The sequence below is a fragment of the Marinomonas foliarum genome, from assembly GCF_016906065.1.
GTDB classification, from domain to species: domain Bacteria; phylum Pseudomonadota; class Gammaproteobacteria; order Pseudomonadales; family Marinomonadaceae; genus Marinomonas; species Marinomonas foliarum.
The window spans coordinates 3,422,480-3,442,125 of record NZ_CP070273.1; the positions used below are offsets into that span (position 1 = coordinate 3,422,480).

Genomic DNA, 19,646 nt, shown 5'->3' on the forward strand with positions numbered 1-19,646 from the left:
AAGGTCAGTGAAAGAATGAAAATTTTAGTAGGTGTTAAACGCGTCATTGATTACAACGTTAAGGTTCGTGTTAAAGCAGATCAAAGCAATGTGGATTTAACCAATGTCAAAATGGCAATGAATCCATTTTGCGAAATCGCTGTTGAAGAAGCGGTTCGCCTGAAAGAAGCTGGCGTGGCATCTGAAGTGATCGTTATGAGCGTTGGAACGACGCAAAGCCAAGAGCAACTTCGTAATGCCCTGGCGTTAGGCGCTGACCGTGCCATTTGGGTTGAAGCTGAAAGCGACATTGAGCCTTTAAATGTCGCCAAAGCCTTTGCCGCAGTCGTTGAAAAAGAGCAACCTGGATTGGTGATTCTTGGCAAGCAGTCGGTTGATTCTGATAATAATCAAATGGGACAGATGTTAGCTGCCTTGATTAAATGTCCACAGGGAACCTTTGCTTCTAGGCTTGTTATCGACGGCGATAAAGCGCTTGTTACTCGTGAAATCGATGGCGGGCTACGTACTGTTGTCCTGACATTGCCTGCGATTGTAACGACGGATCTACGTCTTAATGAACCTCGCTATGCCAAATTACCCGATATTATGAAGGCTAAACGTAAACCACTCGATACCTTATCCTTGGCAGACTTGGGCGTAACGCCAAAGGCTCATTACCGATTAGATAAAGTGGAAGCGCCTTCAACTCGTAGTGCGGGCATTAAAGTGGCGTCGGTGGATGAATTGATCAGTAAATTGAAAGATGAAGCGAAGGTGATCTAATGACGACTTTATTAATTGCAGAACATAATTCGAGTACGCTTTCGTCTGCTACTTTATGCGCCTTGACGGCCGCTCAAGCCATTGGCAATGACATCCATGTGCTGGTGGTAGGTAAAAATGTTGAGTCCGTTGCCGATGAGGCGGCGAGCCTTGCTGGTGTTGCTAAGGTGTTGTGTGCCAATGCGGATGTTTATGAATACGCCTTGGCTGAGCCAATGGGCGATTTGGTTGTGCATTTAGCGGCAAACTATTCGCACATTATTGCGCCGTCCAATTCAGAGTCAAAAGACTTTATGCCAAGAGTGGCCGCTTTATTAGATGTTGGCCAAGTGTCTGATATTTGCGCTGTGTTGAGTGCTGAGCAATTTAAACGCCCGATTTATGCCGGTAATGCGATTGCGACGGTAACGGCTTTGGATGCCACAAAAGTCATTACAGTACGGGCGTCTTCTTTTGATAAAAACATTAAACAGAATGATCAGAAATGTCCTGTTGAAACGATCGATTTTGTGGCTGAGAGTGTTTTGTCTAGTTGGCAATCTGACGACATTACTGAGTCAACAAGACCAGATCTTTCCAGTGCGAGCCGCATTGTGTCAGGTGGTCGTGGAGTCGGCAGTAGCGAGAATTTTGCGTTGGTTGAGGCGTTGGCCGACAAACTAGGGGCAGCAGTCGGTGCCTCTCGTGCGGCAGTGGATGCGGGTTTTGTATCGAATGATTTACAAGTTGGCCAGACGGGTAAAATCGTCGCGCCCGATTTGTACATGGCTTTTGGGATTTCTGGTGCTATTCAGCATTTAGCAGGTATGAAAGACTCCAAAGTCATTGTGGCAGTAAACAAAGATGAGGACGCGCCTATTTTCCAAGTAGCAGACTATGGCTTGGTAGGCGATCTTTTTGCTGTGCTTCCAGAAATGACTTCGAAGCTATAGGCGATAGTGTCGAATTTTATTTTGTGTACTGACAGACCGAGCCTTGGCTCGGTTTTTTTTATGGTTTTTCTATGTCTGATTTTGAGCTGAGCTCGATGACGCGCTTTGCACTAATAAACAAAAAGCAGCCTACAGTGATGGCCATTGCGCTCAGGTGAAATATATCAATCAGTGGTACTTGGTTCATGTTCGTTCCTTTTGAAATTAAGGCTTATTTATTATTTTGTATAATAAAAGCACATGGTGCTCAATTCGTCCATATTGTTTACAAAATAGCTTTTTTTGAATAGCTGTGTTTGTCGAAGGTAAACGTTTAGAATCTGACTCTAATTAATTGATAGGAGCGGCGACCGATTATGATTCGCCCTTTATTAGTGCTGCGTTTGCTGACAATGCCATGCTTGTGGATGAGTGTCGTGCAGTTTGTGTTTGGTGAATTGTCTTTTATGCTGTTTAAGGATGGCGTCGGGCGTGCGTTTGCTATACCCGCAGTGGTTATCTTTTTCCTTTCTCTGACCATTTTGTTGGGTTTTCGAAAGTACGCATTACCTTCGGTTAATACGCGCGAAGCTATGTTGTTCGCCACGTTAACTTGGTTTACTGTTGGGGTTCTGGGGGCTATTCCCATCATATCCATTACTCACATTTCTTTTACTGATGGTGTATTTGAATCGATCAGCGCCTTGACGACCACAGGTGCAACCGTGCTGTCTGGCTTAGATGACATGCCACCCACCTTTTTGATGTATCGCCAATTCTTACAATGGATGGGGGGGCTGGGCGTGGTTATCTTTGTGGTGGCAATTCTTCCGATGTTAAACATTGGTGGTATGCGCCTATTAAAAGCGGAGACGCCTGGCCCAATTAAAGACGAAAAGCTTTCTCCTCGTGTATCTAGTACCACACATTATTTATGGATGGTGTATTTGGCTATCACTGTGTTGTGCGCGTTAAGTTATTATTTTGCAGGTATGTCTGCATTTGATGCGATTGGACATAGCTTTACCACGGTATCGACTGGAGGCTTTTCAACACACGATGCCAGCATGGGCTATTTTAATAGCCCATTAATTTTGTGGATCTGTAACCTTTTTATGGTGTTAGGAGCTGTGAATTTCGCTTTGCATTATCGGATTTATATCGCTCGTAGTATCAAGCTTTATTGGCAAGATGAAGAAACACGAGGTTTCTTGAAAATTATTGGTTTTATTGCTTTGTTATTGGCTTTGTTTCTTTTTCAGACTGGTTCAGAAGAGGGGCTTTGGGTTTCCATAACACAGTCGTTTTTTCATGTGATTTCGTTTATTACTAGCACTGGCTATGCGGCAACGGATTTTGGCGCTTGGCCGGCGGTGACGTCGATTATCTTGATTTTTGTTGGTTACATCGGTGGTTGCGCAGGGTCGACAGCGGGTGGTAATAAAGTTATTAGGAATATCATTTCGGTCAAATCAATAGGCTTGGAAATAAAACGCTTAGTACACCCTAATGGGGTTTTCGCCATGAAGTTTCAGGGGCGAACTATCGCAGCAGATGTACGGCATTCTGTGATGGGCTTTATGTGTCTTGTCGCCATGATAACGATATTGTTTACGGTGTTGCTGATGATGACGGGTATGAGTTTTATGGCGTCTTTAAGCGCTACTGCAGCGTGTTTGAATGTACTTGGGCCAGGCTTTGCAGAGCTAGGTAGTAATTTTTCTCCGTTAAGTGATGCTGGCACTTGGCTGATGAGTTTTGCCATGATCTTAGGGCGTTTGGAATATTTTACTGTGCTGGTGCTTTTCTTTCCGGTGATGTGGCGTCATTAAGAAAGGGCTGTTGGACCGAAAAAAACGGCTAAAAACAGTAATAAATGCCCGATTATTGAGTAATGGGGCATTTTCTTGTGTTGTTGAATGAAATTAAGCCGCTGAGATACCAATACCGTTGCTTTCTTGTTCGTACGTTTCTAGCTCTATCGCAATACTTTTTGATGTTGGTGTATTGCTGAATTCACCATAGCTGTCCAGCGGTACTAACGGATTAGTTTCTGGGTAATAAGCAGCAATGTTGCCTGCAGGAATGCTGTAAGGTACTAGCTTGAAACCACTTACTTTGCGCACTACACCGTCATCCCATAGGGAGCGTAGCGTGACACTTTGACCTTCTTCGAATCCTAGTCGCTGTATATCTGCAGGGTTTATAAATACCACTTTACGCTCGCCCTTGATGCCACGATATCTATCGTTCATACCATAAATAGTGGTGTTGTACTGGTCGTGAGAGCGTAGAGTTTGCATGATCAGCGTTTTGTCTGACAGAAGATCTTGGGCGCGCTTAGGCAGAATAGAATCTGGTAACGGGTGAGTGTGACAAATTGCTTTGCCGGCAGGCGTTTCCCAGCTTCTTTCGCGAGCACTGCTGCCTAGGTAGAAACCACCATCTTGTAGAATACGTTGGTTAAAGTCTTTGAAACCTGGCACGACCGCAGCGATGTGTTCACGAATAATATCGTAATCGCTCACGGTTTCATTCCAATCAATAGGGAAATTACCTAGCGTCGCAGCTGCCATCCCGGCGATGATGGCAGGCTCAGATTTTTGTTCTTTGCTTAACGGTTCTAAGACGCCACCAGAAGCGTGAATCATGCTAAATGAATCTTCTACCGTGACTTTTTGCTGTCCTTTAGCCTGATGGTCAATATCAGTTCGACCAAGGCAAGGCAGTATGATGGCTTCAGTCCCTGTAACTAGGTGGGAACGGTTAAGTTTGGTGCTGATTTGTACGGTTAGCTCGCATTGCTGTATGGCGTGTTCAGTCGCTTTCGTGTCTGGTGTTGCGGCTGCGAAGTTGCCACCTAAAGCGATGAAAACACCGACTTTGCCATCGCGCATCGCGCGGATAGTATCGACAACAGCAAAGCCATGCTTTTGCGGTGGTGTAAATTGAAAGTGTGTTTCTAAAGAATCAAGGAATTCTTGTGGAGGGCACTCATTAATGCCCATCGTTCTATCTCCTTGAACATTACTGTGGCCACGGACAGGGCATACGCCAGCACCAGGTTTTCCTAAATTACCACGAAGCGCCATTAGGTTTACCATTTCGTGAATAGTGGCAACCGAGTGATGGTGCTGAGTGATGCCCATTGCCCAGGTTAAAATCACACTGTTTGCCTTAGCGTAGACGTTAGCTGCATGCGTGATGTTTGCTTTGCTTAGTCCTGATTGATCGAAAATATCTTGCCAAGGTGTCTGTTTTACTTGCTCAAGATAGACATCCAAGCCTTGAGTGTGCTCTTTGATAAAGTCATGATCGAAAATTGCTTCGCCATTTTGTTGAGCTGCTTCTTCCAAGTCGATAAGGACTTTGACTATACCACGCACAACTGCCATATCTCCGCCAATTTTCGGACAGAAGTAGCCAGTGTTGGTTGGCTTGGAACCATTGGTCAGCATTTCTATCGGGTTTTGAGGGTTCTGGAAACGCTCTAACCCACGTTCTTGTAAAGTGTTAAAGTTGAATAACTGCGCGCCACGTTGTACTACTTCTTTTAGAGTTTCTAGCATACGCGGGTGGTTTGTTCCTGGGTTTTGACCGAAGACAAAGACCGCATCAGCATGTTCAAAATCGTCTATTTTAACTGTTCCTTTACCGCTGCCAATGCTGCTAGTTAATGCATAGCCACTGGCTTCGTGGCACATGTTTGAACAGTCAGGGAAGTTGTTTGTGCCGTAAGCACGTGCAAAGAGCTGGTATAAAAATGCGGCTTCATTGCTGGCTCGTCCAGATGTGTAGAAAGCGACATTGTTTGGGGTCGCTTGTTTTTTTAGCGTATCGCCGATGTATTGGTAGGCTTGCTCCCAAGAAATGGCTTCGTAGTGATCTGTTTCTCGGTTATAACGCATTGGCTCAGTGAGTCGACCTTGATATTCAAGGAAGTAATCACTTTGTGTCTTTAGCCAACTTACGCTGTGTTTCGCCATAAACGCGGCATCGACTTTACGTGATGTGGCTTCCCAGTTAACGGCTTTAGCGCCGTTTTCACAAAAGCGAATTTTGGCAGGGTCGTGTTTTTCACCCCAAGCACAGCCTGGACAATCAAAGCCGTGGGGCTGATTGGTTTTTAATAGTGAGTGAATATTTCGAACCGCATTTTTGCTTTTTAACCAATGTTTTGTTGTGCTTTTTAATGCACCCCAGCCGCCTGCCGGTCCTTTGTATGGCGTATAAAAATCAGCTTTTTTACTCAAGATCTGTTCCTTCTTACGGGGTTGAAGATGCAAATATTCTTGGCGCATCTTGCTTAGGCAAATGAATTAGCGTTAGCCCATAATGTTCAGCGAGTGTTACCGCTAATGTGCTTGGTGAGGCTAAATGCACTAGTCTAGAGAGGCCGACTCGAACGGCCTTTTGTACTAATTCAGTACTGCATCTGCTAGTCATTAAAACGCTGTAATTATGTAGATTGATATTTTGTTGCAGTGCGTAGCCAATAATCTTATCGAGAGCATTGTGTCTACCTATGTCTTCCATGCAGATAAGAGGGCTTCCATCTGGGGAAACTAGCAATGCAGCATGAACCGCCCCTGTTTGTTTTCCAAGTGTTTGATAATCAGCTAGACGTGATTTTAACGACAATAAAGTAGACTCAGCTATCGGTTGGCTTGGTGATAATTTTGGTAGTGTAGGGATCGCTTGAGGAAGTGATTCGACGCCACATAAACCACACCCAGTTGCACCAAGATGGGCATGTTTTTTTTGCTTAAAATTGGCGAAGCGGCGAGCGCTTAAAGTTAAGTTAATAGCAATGCTATCAATATTTGGCGGTATCTTGGTGGACTCTATTTCCAAATCTCGTACATCGCTAATTTGCTCAATAATCCCTTCGCTACGAGCAAAACCGATAACAAACGCGTCTAGTTGGTTGGGTGTGACCATCATGACCGCATGGGTAATATCATTGATGCTAATAGCCAGTGGTATTTCTTCCACTAGTTTAGCTGATCCAGCAGCGAGCTTATTATCACAGCGATCAAACGAATGTCGCTGATAGCAGGGAAAAGACAGGGATGAATATTGCATATTATCCGATTTAGTAAATGAATTTGAGAGGCCTTTAATAGTACGGAGAGACGTGAATGTCGTCCAATCTTTTTATGTTGAGAAAGTGCATGAAACGAGGTGAATTTATGGCAGTAATTAATTGTTCATAAAAGAATCAATATAGGTGCGCTTTTCAAAGTGTTAAGTATTTCTTTGAGACTTAAAATGCCGTATTCTTGCCCGAAAAAAAATAGCTTCAACGCTTTTTCCGTATTGGTTGTGTAAAACCCTAGGCGAAAAAGGTATGGACTGTGATTATTTGCACTCCAGCAGTGGCGAGTGGATGGCACTTCAGACAAAGTGTGGTTCTGTACTTGTCCTATATTGAGAATGTGTGCAACCCAGATGGTAGTGCATAGTCAGGGTTCTGTGTGAGCCATTTTTTTGTTTAATGAGTTTTTTATTTATGCAGTTTATTACACGCCTTTCGCGCTGGGCTTTATCTGGGCCGCGTGCTTGGTTATCCATTATCTTCGCTGTTTTCATTGTTCTACTGTTTGTCTATAAATCGCTTGTATCACCAACAGACAACCCTAAAGAGTACCTATTGCCTAGTGGTGAGGCTAAGACGTCCATTAAGCCTTCTGATACTAATGCAAACACAGATGAGGATAATGATTACGGCTCTTTAGTCACCACCGACCCTTTACAGCATGTAGAAAAAGTTACTGCACCTCTTCCTTCAATTGAATACGTTATAAAATCGGGCGATACGCTAGCTGGCATCTTCGCGCGCTTGGGATTATCCCGAGAGTCTTTGTATTCTGTGCTGGAGGCTGACCAAGAGTATCTTGTTCTTGAACCATTGCTTCCTAATGATAAGTTTACTTTTAAGCTGAATGAAGATGGGGAATTGGCAGAGTTAAATCGTCGGCTCGATGTTAGTAAAAGTGTGTCATATGTACAGCACGAAAACGGTGGTTTTAGCTATGAAGAGCATATTAAGCCCATCACCTACACCCATGAAACAGTCCATAGCAAAGTAGTGAGCAACTTTTATCTGTCTGCGAAAAAAGCGGGTCTTTCTGACACCAATATTTTGATTATTCAAGATGTGCTTAAAGGTCGAGTAAATTTCCGAAAGGATTTAAGAGCCAATGACGAATTCGATTTTGTCGTTAAAAAAGGCAGTATTGATGGTGTAAAAGTGGGTGAGGATCAATTAGAAGCCTTAGGGATTACCGTCAAGGGCGAAACGTACCGTGCTTTTTTACATTCGGATGGTCGATTTTACGATGAAGCAGGTAACAGTTTAACGCCTGCCTTATTACGCTGGCCAACGCGTAAACACTATAGAATTAGTTCGTCTTTTAATGCTAACCGTTTACACCCTATAACTGGGCACCCCGCTCCCCATAATGGAGTTGATTTGGCAACCCCTTCAGGAACCGAAGTGTTGGCTACTGGCGATGGTATTGTGACCCGAGTGGCATCACATAAATACGCGGGTAAATATGTTGTTATTGACTATACTGGCCCATATGGCTCTCGTTATTTACACCTTAATAAAATTCTAGTGAAAAAGGGCCAAAAAGTTAAACGTGGTCAAGTCGTTGCATTATCTGGAAATACTGGACGAACGACAGGAGCACATTTGCACTATGAACTGCATGTTAGAGGTCGACCAGTAAATCCAATGACAGCGAGTATTCCAACAACGCAATCAATACCAGATAGTATGCGCAGTGAATACAATGCCAATGTTGCTAGTTGGATTAGTATGATGACAGATCGTAAGTCAAAGCGTGCTGATGTACATAAAGAAATGCCAGAGCAGACAGAAGTAGACTCTGGTGCAGAGTAAGGTTTACGGGTGTTTTGAATAAGCGTATTTCTATACAGCTTAGTTGTTTGAAATAACGATATAAAAAAGGAGCATTGTGATGCTCCTTTTTTTATTGGTTAACTTTTTACCTTACAGGCTCTTTTTATAAGACTTGTTACCAACGACAAAGATACCTAAGAACACTACTAAGCCGATGAACTGAATCCATAGATCTAAGTTTGGCCATAACATCATCAAGGACGCTACCAATAGCAAAGCGCGTGGCACAATGGCTAGCTTGTCTTCTAGATAACCTTCCATCGCACCTACTAATGCATACATGCCAAAAATAGCAAAGAAAGATAGACGTAATAATGTTTCAGAATCACCACCAATCAGCGGAGTATAGGCCATTAATAACGGCACAATATACAGACCTTTTGCCAGTTTCCATGCAGTCATACCCGTTCGCATTGGTGGTGTTTTCGCTATCGCGGCTGCGGCAAATGCCGTTAAACACACAGGAGGCGTCACATTACTATCTTGTGATAACCAGAAGATAATCATATGAGCAGTTACTAAAATCATAGCCACGCTTTCAGCACCTAAAGCCTGATCCATTAACATGCCTTTAAAGTCATTTGGTACCTGTGCCAACAAAGCCTGTGCTTGGTCTATCGGCATGCCTTGCGCGAGCGCCGCAATAGCAGAAGGATCGACCAACATAAAGACTGCGTTTGCCGCTTCAGGTAAGCTTCCCGATGCCATCATGTCTAATAGTTGGCTTTCTGCTATCAGATTGAACAAAGCCGGCGCTGACAGTGTTCCTAAAACAATATAGGCCGCTGTAACGGGTAAGCCCATACCCAAGATAAGAGAGGCAATGGCCACCAAAATTATGGTGTAGAACAAACTCCCACCAGCCCAGTTAGTAATTAATAAAGAGAAAGTGTTACCTACCCCCGTTGTACTAATTACGTTTACCACTAAGCCAATACCGACTAGAAGAACCGCCGTCGTTGACATATTCTTTGCGCCTTGAGCCATAGCATCGAGTATTTCGGCAGGCCCCATGCGATGTTTGCTAGATAGAAATGAAGCGGCAATAACAGCAAGTATACTGATCCCTGCCGCGTAAGTTGGCGTAAAACCCTGAACTAACAGAGTTACCAGAACTGTTAAAGGGACAATATGGTGCCAACCACTTTTTAATACTTGCGACACTTTTACAGCATCATCACTTTCTGTTGAAATCACCTTGCTACGCTTTGCTTCAACACGAACGAAGAAGCCAACAGAGAGAAAATACAGTAAGGCAGGAATAGCTGCGACACTGATGATGGTTACATAAGATACTTGGGTATAGGACGCCATGATAAAAGCACCAGCACCCATAACAGGAGGCATTAGCTGCCCACCAGTAGAGGCAGCGGCTTCAACGCCCGCTGCAAAGCGTGCTGGAAAGCCAGCTCTGCGCATCAGAGGAATAGTGATAACCCCCGTCGATACAGTGTTGGCGACAGAAGAGCCAGAAACAGAACCCATTAGCCCTGAACCGAGCACAGCGACAAACCCCGGTCCGCCAATCATTTTGCTGGCAAGAGAGCGAGATAGATCGATGATGAAATCGCCGGCACCGGATTTTACTAAAAAAGCGCCGAATAAAATAAACATGAAGACAAAGCTCCATGAAATACGAGAAATAGAACCGAACATACCGTCAGTACTAAAAAAACTGCGGTATAGCAGGGTTTCTAGGCTAAGACCTGGGAAGTTAAACATGCCTCCCAGCCAGCGTCCCCACAACACAACATAGGTCAAGGCTACAATAATCAGGAATGGAATGAACCAGCCACTGGTTCTGCGAATGAGCTCAAGAGACAGTAATACAGCAATGCTGGAAACGATCCAATCTGATGTGCTGAATGTCACACCTCTGGCGTAGAGAGCGTCTTCGAAAAAGATGATATACAGCACCATTCCAATCAGTGCGAGCACGATTGCACCATCGAAAAACATCGCTACTTTGCTGTCTTGCCATTTTGGGTGTGCTGGAATCAGTAACGCGCATAATGCGCCAAAGCCTGCAAAGTGAAAGGCAGAGACCCACAATTCAGGTAAGGTCGCGATGGTGTTGATGTAAATATGAGCCACAGCGAGAAAAACAGAAATGGTAAAAACAAGACGGTTTAACCAGAGCCCGGAGCGATGTTTTGTTTCGAAATCCTCAAGATTAACGTCTTGAGAGTCGGTTGGTTGCGATGAAGCAGTCATAGACAGGCTACCTTAGATACGTACAGAAACAAATTGAGCAAAGAGAGGTAAAGTGCGCCGTACTTAGTACGGCGCGATAATCAATTACGACTAGATTAGTTGGCAATCAGGCGAGCTGGAATGTTAATACCGCGCTCACGATAATAACGAGCCGCACCAGGGTGCAATGGCACAGGCAGGCCAGCAATGGCTTTTTCAATTGACATTACAGAGGTCGCTTTGTGAATGGCACTTAAATATCCCAAGTTCTCATAAAGTGATTTAGTCAGCTCATAGACATCGTCTTCAGACAAATCTGCACGTGTCGCAAGGAAATTAGGTTGCGCTACTGTGTTGATGTCTTTTGTTTGGCCAGGGTAGGTATTGGCAGGAATAACGTAACGAGTCCATAACTCGTAATTACCATTGGCTTGTTTAATCTGCTCGTCCGTGAAATCCAACACTTTCACCTTGTCACCCATTGATGCGTATAATCTTGTTACAGCACTGACAGGTACACCAGCTGGCGTGTTCATACCATCAATGTTGCCATTTTGCATAGCATCGGCACTGGCACCGTATCCCATGTAAGCTAAGGCGAACTTATCTGGATCGATATTGAGGCCTTTTAACTGTTGGCGGCCAGAGCCTTCAGTGCCAGAGTTTTTAGTGCCAATTGAAAATTTGTGATTAGTATTTTCAATGTCTTTTAGGTCGGCAACTGTCCCCGTTTTAGCCAAATCTGATTTTAGTACAAAGTGTTCTACGTTTTGCCATAGCATTGAAACAGAACGTAATTCAGACTGTTTGCCTGAGCTTTCAAATGGGCCTTCACCGTCCCATGCCCATGCGCCATAAAGGCCCTGTAAAATAGCGAATTGTGCTTGGTTTTCGCGAAGTAATTTGATGTTTTCGCCTGAGCCTGCAGAACTGATTGCAGAGACAGATAAACCGAATTTTGGTTCTAGCTTAACTTTACTTAATGTTGCGATAGCCACACCAACGGGGTAATAAGTGCCACCTGTTGATGCTGTTGCTAATATATAGTTGCGGTTATCAGCAGCAGACGCATTGGTTGCGGAAAGTGCAATAGCAGCCGCGGTTGCACTAGAAAGAATGGCTTTAGTAACGAATCCCAATTTCATGTTATTTTTCTCCTAATTGGTGGGGTTGGTTGATTATATCTATAGCGATAATCGTGCCAAATATATAACTCGTTGATATGTATATATTATTTTTTATTTCCTTCTATTTTTTCACTTTTATATCCTGATATGCGCTATTTATTGCTTATTGTTGACGTTTCTCTGTAGGCAATAAATTGCTCACGATTAGATCGAGTAACCACTACTGTTAACATGTTATTTTGTTGCTTGTCCCATTTTGGGTAAGCGAAATATTGCCGATGGATCTGGAAGGTAAATAATGAAGCAAGAATCGACTATTCGTGTTGTACTGTTTGACTTAGGAAATGTGTTGGTAGATCTGGGTGATGTCTCTGAAATGCACCGTATGCTGAATACAGAGGGAGAAGAGTCTGATGTTTGGCTGAAGTGGTTATCATCACCGACTGTTGCTGCGTTTGATTCGGGTAAGATTTCTTTTGATAAATTCGCGAAAGATTTATTGGCTGAAGTGGGCAGTAATATTGATAAAGATGTCTTTAAGGCTTCATTCAAAGCATGGCCAAGGGGGTTGTTTGACGGTGCATTGGAGTTAGTCGCAGCAGTTAAGCCTGAATATCATCGGGCGATACTATCCAACACCAATGCTGCGCATTGGCCAAGGTTGATGGATGAAATGGCTCTAGCAGGTAAGTTTCACAGTTATTATGCCTCTCATCAAGTAGGGTTTGTGAAACCGGATGCCGCGATTTATCATCATGTTATTGAGAGCTTGAAAGTGTCGCCCGATCAGATACTTTTTATTGATGATAATCAGGTTAATATTGATACCGCATGTGCATTGGGTATGAAGGCACATCGAGTAAAAGGAATTGAGCAAGCTCGTCAAGTGCTTGAACAGTACAAGGTGCTATCTAGTTAATATCAAGATAGTAGAACCGGGTAGGTTGAAGCCTTTAAAGGAAGTTATTGGGGTGAAAATGCAGTTGGGCTTAGAGGTTTCTATGCGTACTTTTGATGGACAGTCTTCGATTAGTTATTCTCGAACTCGACCAATGTATCCGGCCGAGCTCTATTATTGGCTTTCTCAGCAAGTGCCTTCTTCCAGCGTAGTATGGGATTGTGCTTGTGGAACGGGTCAGGCATCAGTTGATCTCGCTGCATATTTCGACCATGTCGAAGCATCAGATATTAGTGAGTCTCAAGTCACGGCGGCAACGCCTCATCGTAAAGTGAATTATCAGGTGTTTCCTGCCGAGAAAACTCTTTATCCAGATGACTATTTTGATGTGGTGTGTGTCGCTCATGCACTGCATTGGTTTGATTTAGAGTCTTTTTGGTCTGAGCTTCGACGAGTCTTGAAACCTGGCGGCATATTTGTTTGTTGGGGGTATAACTGGCTGCAAGTCGGAGAAGCAGAAGATAAAGCAATTGCAGAGGCAGTCTTGCCGCACCTTGAAGAGTATTGGCCGGCAGAAAGTCGCTTGTTGTGGGAGCAATATAGGAATATTGAATTTCCGTTTGAACTTATAGACGTACCAGCATTTGAATTGAAGTGTCACTGGTCTGTGACACAAACTTTGGACTTTATTCGAACTTGGTCAGCGTCTCAGTTACGTATACAAGAGCTGGGGGACGACTTCTTGCTAGAGGCTTCTCCCATTATTCGAGAAGCTTGGTCTGAACCAACTAAAAAGCAGCAAATACATCTGCCATTTTTTGTAAAGGCAGGGCGCTTTTCTTAGACAAGCCGTTAAACGCTTAAATGAAAAGTCTCATAAGACTAAAGTGGAATAGATCAGAATGCTTGTCGGGTTATAGTAGTTCTGCATCCGAATAACAAATTTAACAATGGAGCGGGTTATGAAATCATTATATAGCGCAACCTCAAATGAGGCGGCAAAAAATGCCAATGTGAGTCAAGCAGAATTTGAAAAACGCTATCAAGAATCGATTGAAAGCCCAGATGAATTTTGGGGTAAAGAGGGGGAACGATTAGATTGGTTTACACCTTATACTAAGGTGAAAAACACCTCTTTTAAGCGAGGTGAAGTTAGTATTAAATGGTTTGAAGATGGCGAGTTAAACGTCGCTTATAACTGTATTGATCGCCATTTGGCCACCTCTGCCAATAAAGTTGCTTATTACTGTGAAGGCGACAAAGAAAACGACGAAAAAGTCGCGATTACCTATCAGACACTGCATGATGAAGTCGGGCGCTTAGCCAATCTATTGAAGCGCCAAGGCGTTAGCAAAGGCGACCGTGTCGCTATATACATGCCAATGATCCCTCAAGCTGTTTACGCCATGTTAGCGTGTGCTCGAATCGGTGCTATTCACTCTGTTATTTTTGGTGGCTTTTCCGCCAACGCGATTGCTGATCGCTTGAATGATTGTGAAGTGAAGCTCGTTATTACCGCCGACGAAGGTCGTCGCGCTGGGAATACGATTCCACTTAAGCACAATGTAGATATGGCTCTAGATCATAATGCGTGCCCATCGGTTGAGTCCGTTGTTGTATATCGCTATACGCAGAAAGATGTGCCTTGGTTTGATGGTCGTGATGTGGATTGGGCTGTTGAAGTTGAGAATGAAAGTACTGACTGCCCAGCAGAACCAATGAATGCAGAAGACCCATTGTTTATCTTGTACACATCAGGGTCGACAGGTAAGCCGAAAGGGGTAGTTCATACAACGGGTGGTTATTTAGTTTATGCGTCATTGACCCATGAATTGGTTTTTGATCTTAAGCCTGATGATATTTACTGGTGTGCGGCTGATGTTGGCTGGATCACCGGACACAGTTATATGGTATATGGTCCGCTCGCTAATGGCGCAACCAGTATCTTGTTTGAAGGTGTTCCAACCTACCCAGATTCAGGTCGAATTGGTCGAGTGGTAGACAAATTTGATGTCACTCTTTTATACACTGCGCCAACGGCAATTCGTGCTTTGATGGCGAAAGGTGATGAAGCAACACGTACTAGTCAGCGAAATTCTTTGCGTATATTGGGCAGTGTTGGTGAGCCAATTAACCCAGAAGCTTGGTCTTGGTATTACAGTGAAATTGGTAATTCTGCTTGCCCTATCGTAGATACATGGTGGCAAACAGAAACGGGTGGCATGATGATGACGCCACGTATTGTTCAGGGTGATGTAAAGCCTGGATCTTGTACTGGGCCATTGTTTGGTGTTCAGCCTGCATTGGTGGATGCTCAAGGTGTTGTACAAAATGCTCAGGGCGTTCAAGTGGAAGGTGGATTGGTCATTACGGATTCATGGCCTGGCCAAGCACGTACCGTCTATGGTGATCATGAGCGTTTTGAACAAACTTATTTCAGCACGTTTGAAGGCATGTATTTCACTGGTGATGGGGCGATGCGTGATGAAGATGGTCACTATTGGATCACCGGCCGAATGGATGATGTCTTAAACGTATCTGGTCACCGTCTCGGTACTGCTGAAATTGAAAGCGCCTTGGTAGCGCATCCTTCTGTTGCTGAGGCTGCGATTGTAGGATATCCGCATGATATTAAAGGACAAGGTATTTACGTTTACGTGAGTGCAGTTGCTGGAGTCACTCCAGACGAAGAACTCACTAAGTCGTTGAAGCAGTTTGTTCGTCAAGAAATTGGGCCTATCGCGACACCTGATCTGATTCAATGGGCAAGCAAAGGTCTACCAAAAACGCGCTCAGGTAAGATCATGCGTCGTATTTTGCGGAAGATTGCTGCTAATGAACATGATCAATTAGGAGATACAAGTACATTAGCTGATCCAAGTGTGGTTGATGATTTAATCGAAAACCGTTTAAATGTGTGACCGTTTACATATTTAAAAGGATAAACTGTGATTTCACTTGTTATCGCGGATGATCATCCTTTGTTTCGTAGTGCACTAAGTGGTGCATTACGAGCAGAGATTCAGGGTATTGTCATCGTCGAATCTTTTGACTTAGATTCGACGATACAGTGCTTGAGCCGTCTTGATGACCTTGATTTGCTCTTACTGGATTTAAATATGCCGGGCAGTGGTGAGCTTTATGGGTTAATTCGAATTCGTAAAGACTTTCCAGATGTACCAGTAGCTGTGATTTCAGGCAGTGAAGACAGTGAAATGGTTGCAAAAGTCATAGACTCCGGCGCGCTGGGTTTTATCCCCAAAACCAGTGAGCCAGCCACTTATGTACAAGCGATCCATGCTATTTTAGCAGGTGATATTTGGTTGCCTGATGATCTTAAGCAGGCTGTGGCTAATCAGCCTAAGCCTGATTTATCTATGCAAAATAAAGTTGCCGAATTGACTCCTCAGCAATACAAAGTGCTGTGTTATTTGCATGAAGGATTGTTGAACAAGCAAATTGCCTATGAGTTGTCCATTTCGGAAGCAACGGTTAAAGCACATATTACTGCCATATTTCGTAAACTTGAAATTAATAACAGAACGCAGGCTGTATTGGTTGCAAGTGATTTAAAATTACAAATGACGACGACTATGAGTTAAGAGTTGTCGTCTTTTTTTGGATCTATTTTACATTGGCAAGAGGAAGGTACTGGATCAATCCCGCCTTCGTGCCACGGATGACATTTAGACAGTCTTTTTATTCCAAGATACATTCCTTTAAACACACCATATTGCTCTATGGCTTGAACCATATATTGCGAGCAACTTGGGTAAAATCTGCAGTTATTTCCTAGCAATGGACTAATCAAAAACTGATAGCCTTTTACCAGTAGAATAAATATTTTTTTCATGGGGTTTTATCTGTTTTCTGAGCCTTAAATGTCATTTCTGTGTAAATAATGACGCCTATTTGATACTGTATTCGAAATATATCACAGAAAAGAACTCACTATGCCAGATCAACATCTTACTTTAGATGCAATGAAGGTCGTTGCCTATCAAGGCGAGCCCGGAGCTTATTCTCATTTAGCGTGTAAACATACCTTTCCTGATTGGAGTAGCGTTCATTGCGCCACCTTTGTTGACGCTCTAAATATGGTTGAAAAGGGTGATGCGTACTACGCAATGATTCCGGTTGAAAATTCTACGGCAGGGCGGGTCGAAGAAATTTATCGAGAGTTAAAACGTACTCAGCTGTATGTTGTGAAAGAGCATTTTGAACCAGTAAATCACTGTTTGATTGTTCCTCACTCTATGACGATCGATCAAATTACTCGAATTGGTAGTCACCCTCAAGCATTGGCGCAGTGTGATAATAATATTAAAGCGCTAGGGGCAAAAAGTCAGGCAATGTACGATACCGCTGGGGCAGCTAAGCACATCGCTGAGTTTGATGAGCCAGGGTTAGCAGTTATATCGTCTGAGCTAGCGGCTGAACTTTATGATCTAAAAGTTCTCAAGACGTATTTTAATGACTCTGTAGGCAACACGACTCGCTTCCTAGTATTTGCCCGTCAGCAAAAAATGCCTGTCATGGAAGAAGGTGAAACTTACATAACGTCTTTTATGTTTCGTGTGCGAAATATCCCTGCCGCTTTGTATAAAGCTATGGGCGGCTTTGCGACTCAGGGTATTAATATGTTGAAACTAGAAAGCTACATGGTGAATGGTAACTTCACCGCGACGCAGTTTTATGTGGATGTAGAGGCGCACTTTCAATCAGCCTCCATGCAGGCTGCGCTTGAGGAGTTGAGTTTTTTCTCTGAAGATGTGCGAGTTTTAGGAACCTATTTGGCTGATGAGTATAGGTTAAAGTCATTATGATGCGTTGGTGTTGCGTTGTTTTATCTCTGTTTTTTAGTTCAATAGCGTTTGCAGAGCTGGATGCTTTGTCTTCTTTAACAGGGACTGAGTTGAGTTCATACGATGATTTTTTTGATAGCATTCCAGTAGTCGTTACCCCATCTAAAATTGCTCAGCCAAGGGTCGATGTTTCCTCTACGCTGTCTGTGTTGGATGGAGAATTCATTCGGCGCCTTAATATGCAGTATGTTGAAGACTTACTACAATTTGTCCCAGGGTTTGCTGTGTTTCCCTATAAAGCATCCAGCCAGAAAATTGTTTCGTACCATGGTACTCAGTTAGAAGAATATCGCCGCATTCAGGTATTGGTTAATGGGCGCTCTGTATACAGTGCTGGTAAGGCGCGAGTCGAGTGGGCAACCTTGCCATTGAATATTGAAGATGTTGCGCGAGTGGAGGTCAACAGAGGCCCAAATGCAGCGAGCTATGGTATCAACTCTTTTTTTGCTGTGGTGAACATCATTACACGTTCTCCTTTGGAAACGCTGGGTGAAAGTATCTCTGCTTATTCTGGTTCACAAGGTGATTACCGCTTATATGGCCAACATAGTGGCTTGAATGGTGATTGGAGCTATCGGGCATCAGCTTCTACTAGTAACGTGAGTGGATTTGACACAGGTAATGACGGTAATGATCGCCATGATGGCCATGGGGCGACCATGGGAAATGTTGTTATCCAAAAAGAAATGTCAAATAGCTTCTTTGGTTTGGATTTAGGTGCAAGTCATGTCAAAGCCAATATAGATCCTGATGAGTATGCCACAGGGTCTTATGATGTTAATGATCCCGTACGTGAATCAAATCGTGAGCATATAAAGCTTAGTTATAGTAAGCAAGTGTCTTCTAATCACGAATTAAGACTCCAGTATTATTATGATCAGGCTGAGCAAAGTGAGCATCATGATGCCAGACTGACAAGTGCTTTTTATGGGTATTTTTTTGGCGGTACCAGTAGTGGTGATGTCTATAGATCGTATGATGTAAATTTAGTTGAAACTCGTCAGGACCTCGAAGTACAAAGTACTTGGGAGGCGACAGAAAATCTACGTGTGATATCAGCATTGGGTTATCGTTTAGATGAAGCCGACTCCGAACATTACTTTTCGGGTGCAGTCAGCGATGAAGTACTTCGAGCGTCTTCAAATGTAGAATATAGGGTTGGCGATCGTTGGGTGCTAAATACGGGAGCCATGCTAGAGCGCAGTCAAATGGGTGGGACGTTTTTATCACCTAAGCTTGGGGCTACCTATAAATTATCAGAAAAAGAATCTATTCGATTCAATGCCTCTAAAGCGGTGAGAACCCCTGACTTGTCTGACCAGTATTTTAAGTGGCATTACGTATTGTCGACTGGAGAAAGTTCCTACACTACTTACGCGGATCAGGGGGAGAGTGAGGAACAAATTACCTCCTATGAAGTAGGCTATTACCATTATTGGCTTGATCAGGGCTTGTCGATGGATATCAAGCTTTATCATGATTCGGTTCAAGATATGGTATTAAGCAGAAAATATTTTTCTAATTCTGGGGCGGACTCAGCCATAGAAGAAGGGGTGACAGAAGACGTAAGTATTAATGGTTTGGAATTTGAACTAGATTGGCGTTCTCGATCAGGCGGAATGACGCGTTTTACTTATGCTTATCAAGACACTCAAACTGACAATAGCAAACTATTGGACTCTACCTCACCAATAATGATGTCGTTATTTTCCAGCCAGCCAATAACGGATAAATTGTTTATTAATGGCTATTATTGGTATGGGAAAGAGCTAAATGAAAGGAATTATGAGTTTCTGAATACATGGCTATCTTACAAAATGTCACTAGGTGGGTACTCAAAAGCCACTATGGGGTTGGGAATGGAAGCACGCCTGGACGGGAACGCTTTGGTTAACCGGCATAATAATTTGGATGAAGACACGTTCTTCTATGTCTTTAGCAACATTACTTTCTAAT

The 19,646-nt window shown here is 43.5% G+C and carries 16 protein-coding genes; 10 read left to right on the forward strand and 6 right to left on the reverse strand.

Going from position 1 to position 19,646, the window contains the following annotated elements; translation table 11 throughout:
* The first annotated feature begins 15 nt into the window (after positions 1–15).
* Together JSY38_RS15865 and JSY38_RS15870 are read left to right on the forward strand one after the other, a co-directional pair.
* Positions 16–765 (forward strand): electron transfer flavoprotein subunit beta/FixA family protein, encoded by a 750-nt coding sequence (locus JSY38_RS15865; RefSeq protein ID WP_205114112.1) that lies wholly within the window; start codon positions 16–18, stop codon positions 763–765.
* Complete coding sequence (locus tag JSY38_RS15870) at positions 765–1,697, forward strand: electron transfer flavoprotein subunit alpha/FixB family protein (RefSeq protein WP_205114114.1); 933 nt, start codon at positions 765–767, stop codon at positions 1,695–1,697. The genes JSY38_RS15865 and JSY38_RS15870 overlap by 1 nt, the downstream gene beginning before the upstream one ends.
* 58 nt (positions 1,698–1,755) lie before the next feature.
* On the opposite strand, the gene JSY38_RS18610 is transcribed toward JSY38_RS15870, so the two are convergent.
* Positions 1,756–1,884, reverse strand: coding sequence for a hypothetical protein (locus JSY38_RS18610; protein WP_258861095.1), 129 nt, complete (start codon positions 1,882–1,884; stop codon positions 1,756–1,758).
* Positions 1,885–2,053: 169 nt separating this feature from the next.
* Between JSY38_RS18610 and JSY38_RS15875 the strand changes: the two genes are divergently transcribed.
* Complete coding sequence (locus tag JSY38_RS15875) at positions 2,054–3,508, forward strand: TrkH family potassium uptake protein (RefSeq protein ID WP_205114116.1); 1,455 nt, start codon at positions 2,054–2,056, stop codon at positions 3,506–3,508.
* Positions 3,509–3,601: 93 nt separating this feature from the next.
* Here JSY38_RS15875 and JSY38_RS15880 read toward each other — a convergent pair whose 3' ends face one another.
* Together JSY38_RS15880 and fdhD are read right to left on the reverse strand one after the other, a co-directional pair.
* Positions 3,602–5,929 carry an FdhF/YdeP family oxidoreductase gene (locus JSY38_RS15880; protein ID WP_239544000.1) on the reverse strand — a complete coding sequence of 776 codons (2,328 nt, stop codon included), beginning with the start codon at positions 5,927–5,929 and terminating at the stop codon, positions 3,602–3,604.
* A gap of 13 nt (positions 5,930–5,942) precedes the next feature.
* On the reverse strand, positions 5,943–6,761 hold the full coding sequence (gene fdhD / locus JSY38_RS15885; protein ID WP_205114120.1) for a formate dehydrogenase accessory sulfurtransferase FdhD: 819 nt from the start codon (positions 6,759–6,761) through the stop codon (positions 5,943–5,945).
* Between the two features lie 427 nt (positions 6,762–7,188).
* On the opposite strand from fdhD, the gene JSY38_RS15890 reads away from it, so the two are divergent.
* On the forward strand, positions 7,189–8,586 hold the full coding sequence (locus JSY38_RS15890) for a peptidoglycan DD-metalloendopeptidase family protein (RefSeq protein ID WP_239544001.1): 1,398 nt from the start codon (positions 7,189–7,191) through the stop codon (positions 8,584–8,586).
* Between the two features lie 111 nt (positions 8,587–8,697).
* Here JSY38_RS15890 and JSY38_RS15895 read toward each other — a convergent pair whose 3' ends face one another.
* Positions 8,698–10,821 (reverse strand): TRAP transporter permease, encoded by a 2,124-nt coding sequence (locus JSY38_RS15895; RefSeq protein ID WP_205114124.1) that lies wholly within the window; start codon positions 10,819–10,821, stop codon positions 8,698–8,700.
* A gap of 95 nt (positions 10,822–10,916) precedes the next feature.
* Positions 10,917–11,945 (reverse strand): TAXI family TRAP transporter solute-binding subunit, encoded by a 1,029-nt coding sequence (locus tag JSY38_RS15900; protein ID WP_205114126.1) that lies wholly within the window; start codon positions 11,943–11,945, stop codon positions 10,917–10,919.
* A 280-nt stretch (positions 11,946–12,225) separates the two neighbouring features.
* On the opposite strand from JSY38_RS15900, the gene JSY38_RS15905 reads away from it, so the two are divergent.
* From JSY38_RS15905 to JSY38_RS15920, 4 genes are all read left to right on the forward strand, one after another.
* Positions 12,226–12,846 (forward strand): HAD family hydrolase, encoded by a 621-nt coding sequence (locus JSY38_RS15905; RefSeq protein ID WP_205114128.1) that lies wholly within the window; start codon positions 12,226–12,228, stop codon positions 12,844–12,846.
* A 58-nt stretch (positions 12,847–12,904) separates the two neighbouring features.
* Positions 12,905–13,669, forward strand: a complete 765-nt coding sequence (locus JSY38_RS15910; RefSeq protein ID WP_239544621.1) for a class I SAM-dependent methyltransferase — start codon at positions 12,905–12,907, stop codon at positions 13,667–13,669.
* A gap of 118 nt (positions 13,670–13,787) precedes the next feature.
* Positions 13,788–15,746 (forward strand): acetate--CoA ligase, encoded by a 1,959-nt coding sequence (gene acs, locus JSY38_RS15915; protein ID WP_205114130.1) that lies wholly within the window; start codon positions 13,788–13,790, stop codon positions 15,744–15,746.
* A 27-nt stretch (positions 15,747–15,773) separates the two neighbouring features.
* Positions 15,774–16,427, forward strand: coding sequence for a LuxR C-terminal-related transcriptional regulator (locus JSY38_RS15920; RefSeq protein WP_114411916.1), 654 nt, complete (start codon positions 15,774–15,776; stop codon positions 16,425–16,427).
* Here the strand turns inward: JSY38_RS15920 and yidD are convergent.
* The gene (gene yidD, locus JSY38_RS15925) at positions 16,424–16,678 is read right to left on the reverse strand and encodes a membrane protein insertion efficiency factor YidD (protein ID WP_114411917.1); all 255 of its coding nucleotides are present in this window, start codon (positions 16,676–16,678) and stop codon (positions 16,424–16,426) included. The two genes, JSY38_RS15920 and yidD, sit on opposite strands and share 4 nt — an antisense overlap.
* 100 nt (positions 16,679–16,778) lie before the next feature.
* Here yidD and JSY38_RS15930 point away from each other — a divergent pair, with 100 nt between their 5' ends.
* On the forward strand, positions 16,779–17,651 hold the full coding sequence (locus JSY38_RS15930; protein WP_114411918.1) for a prephenate dehydratase: 873 nt from the start codon (positions 16,779–16,781) through the stop codon (positions 17,649–17,651).
* Positions 17,648–19,645 (forward strand): TonB-dependent receptor plug domain-containing protein, encoded by a 1,998-nt coding sequence (locus tag JSY38_RS15935; protein ID WP_239544002.1) that lies wholly within the window; start codon positions 17,648–17,650, stop codon positions 19,643–19,645. Before JSY38_RS15930 ends, JSY38_RS15935 begins: the two co-directional genes overlap by 4 nt.
* The last annotated feature ends 1 nt before the right edge of the window (position 19,646 follow it).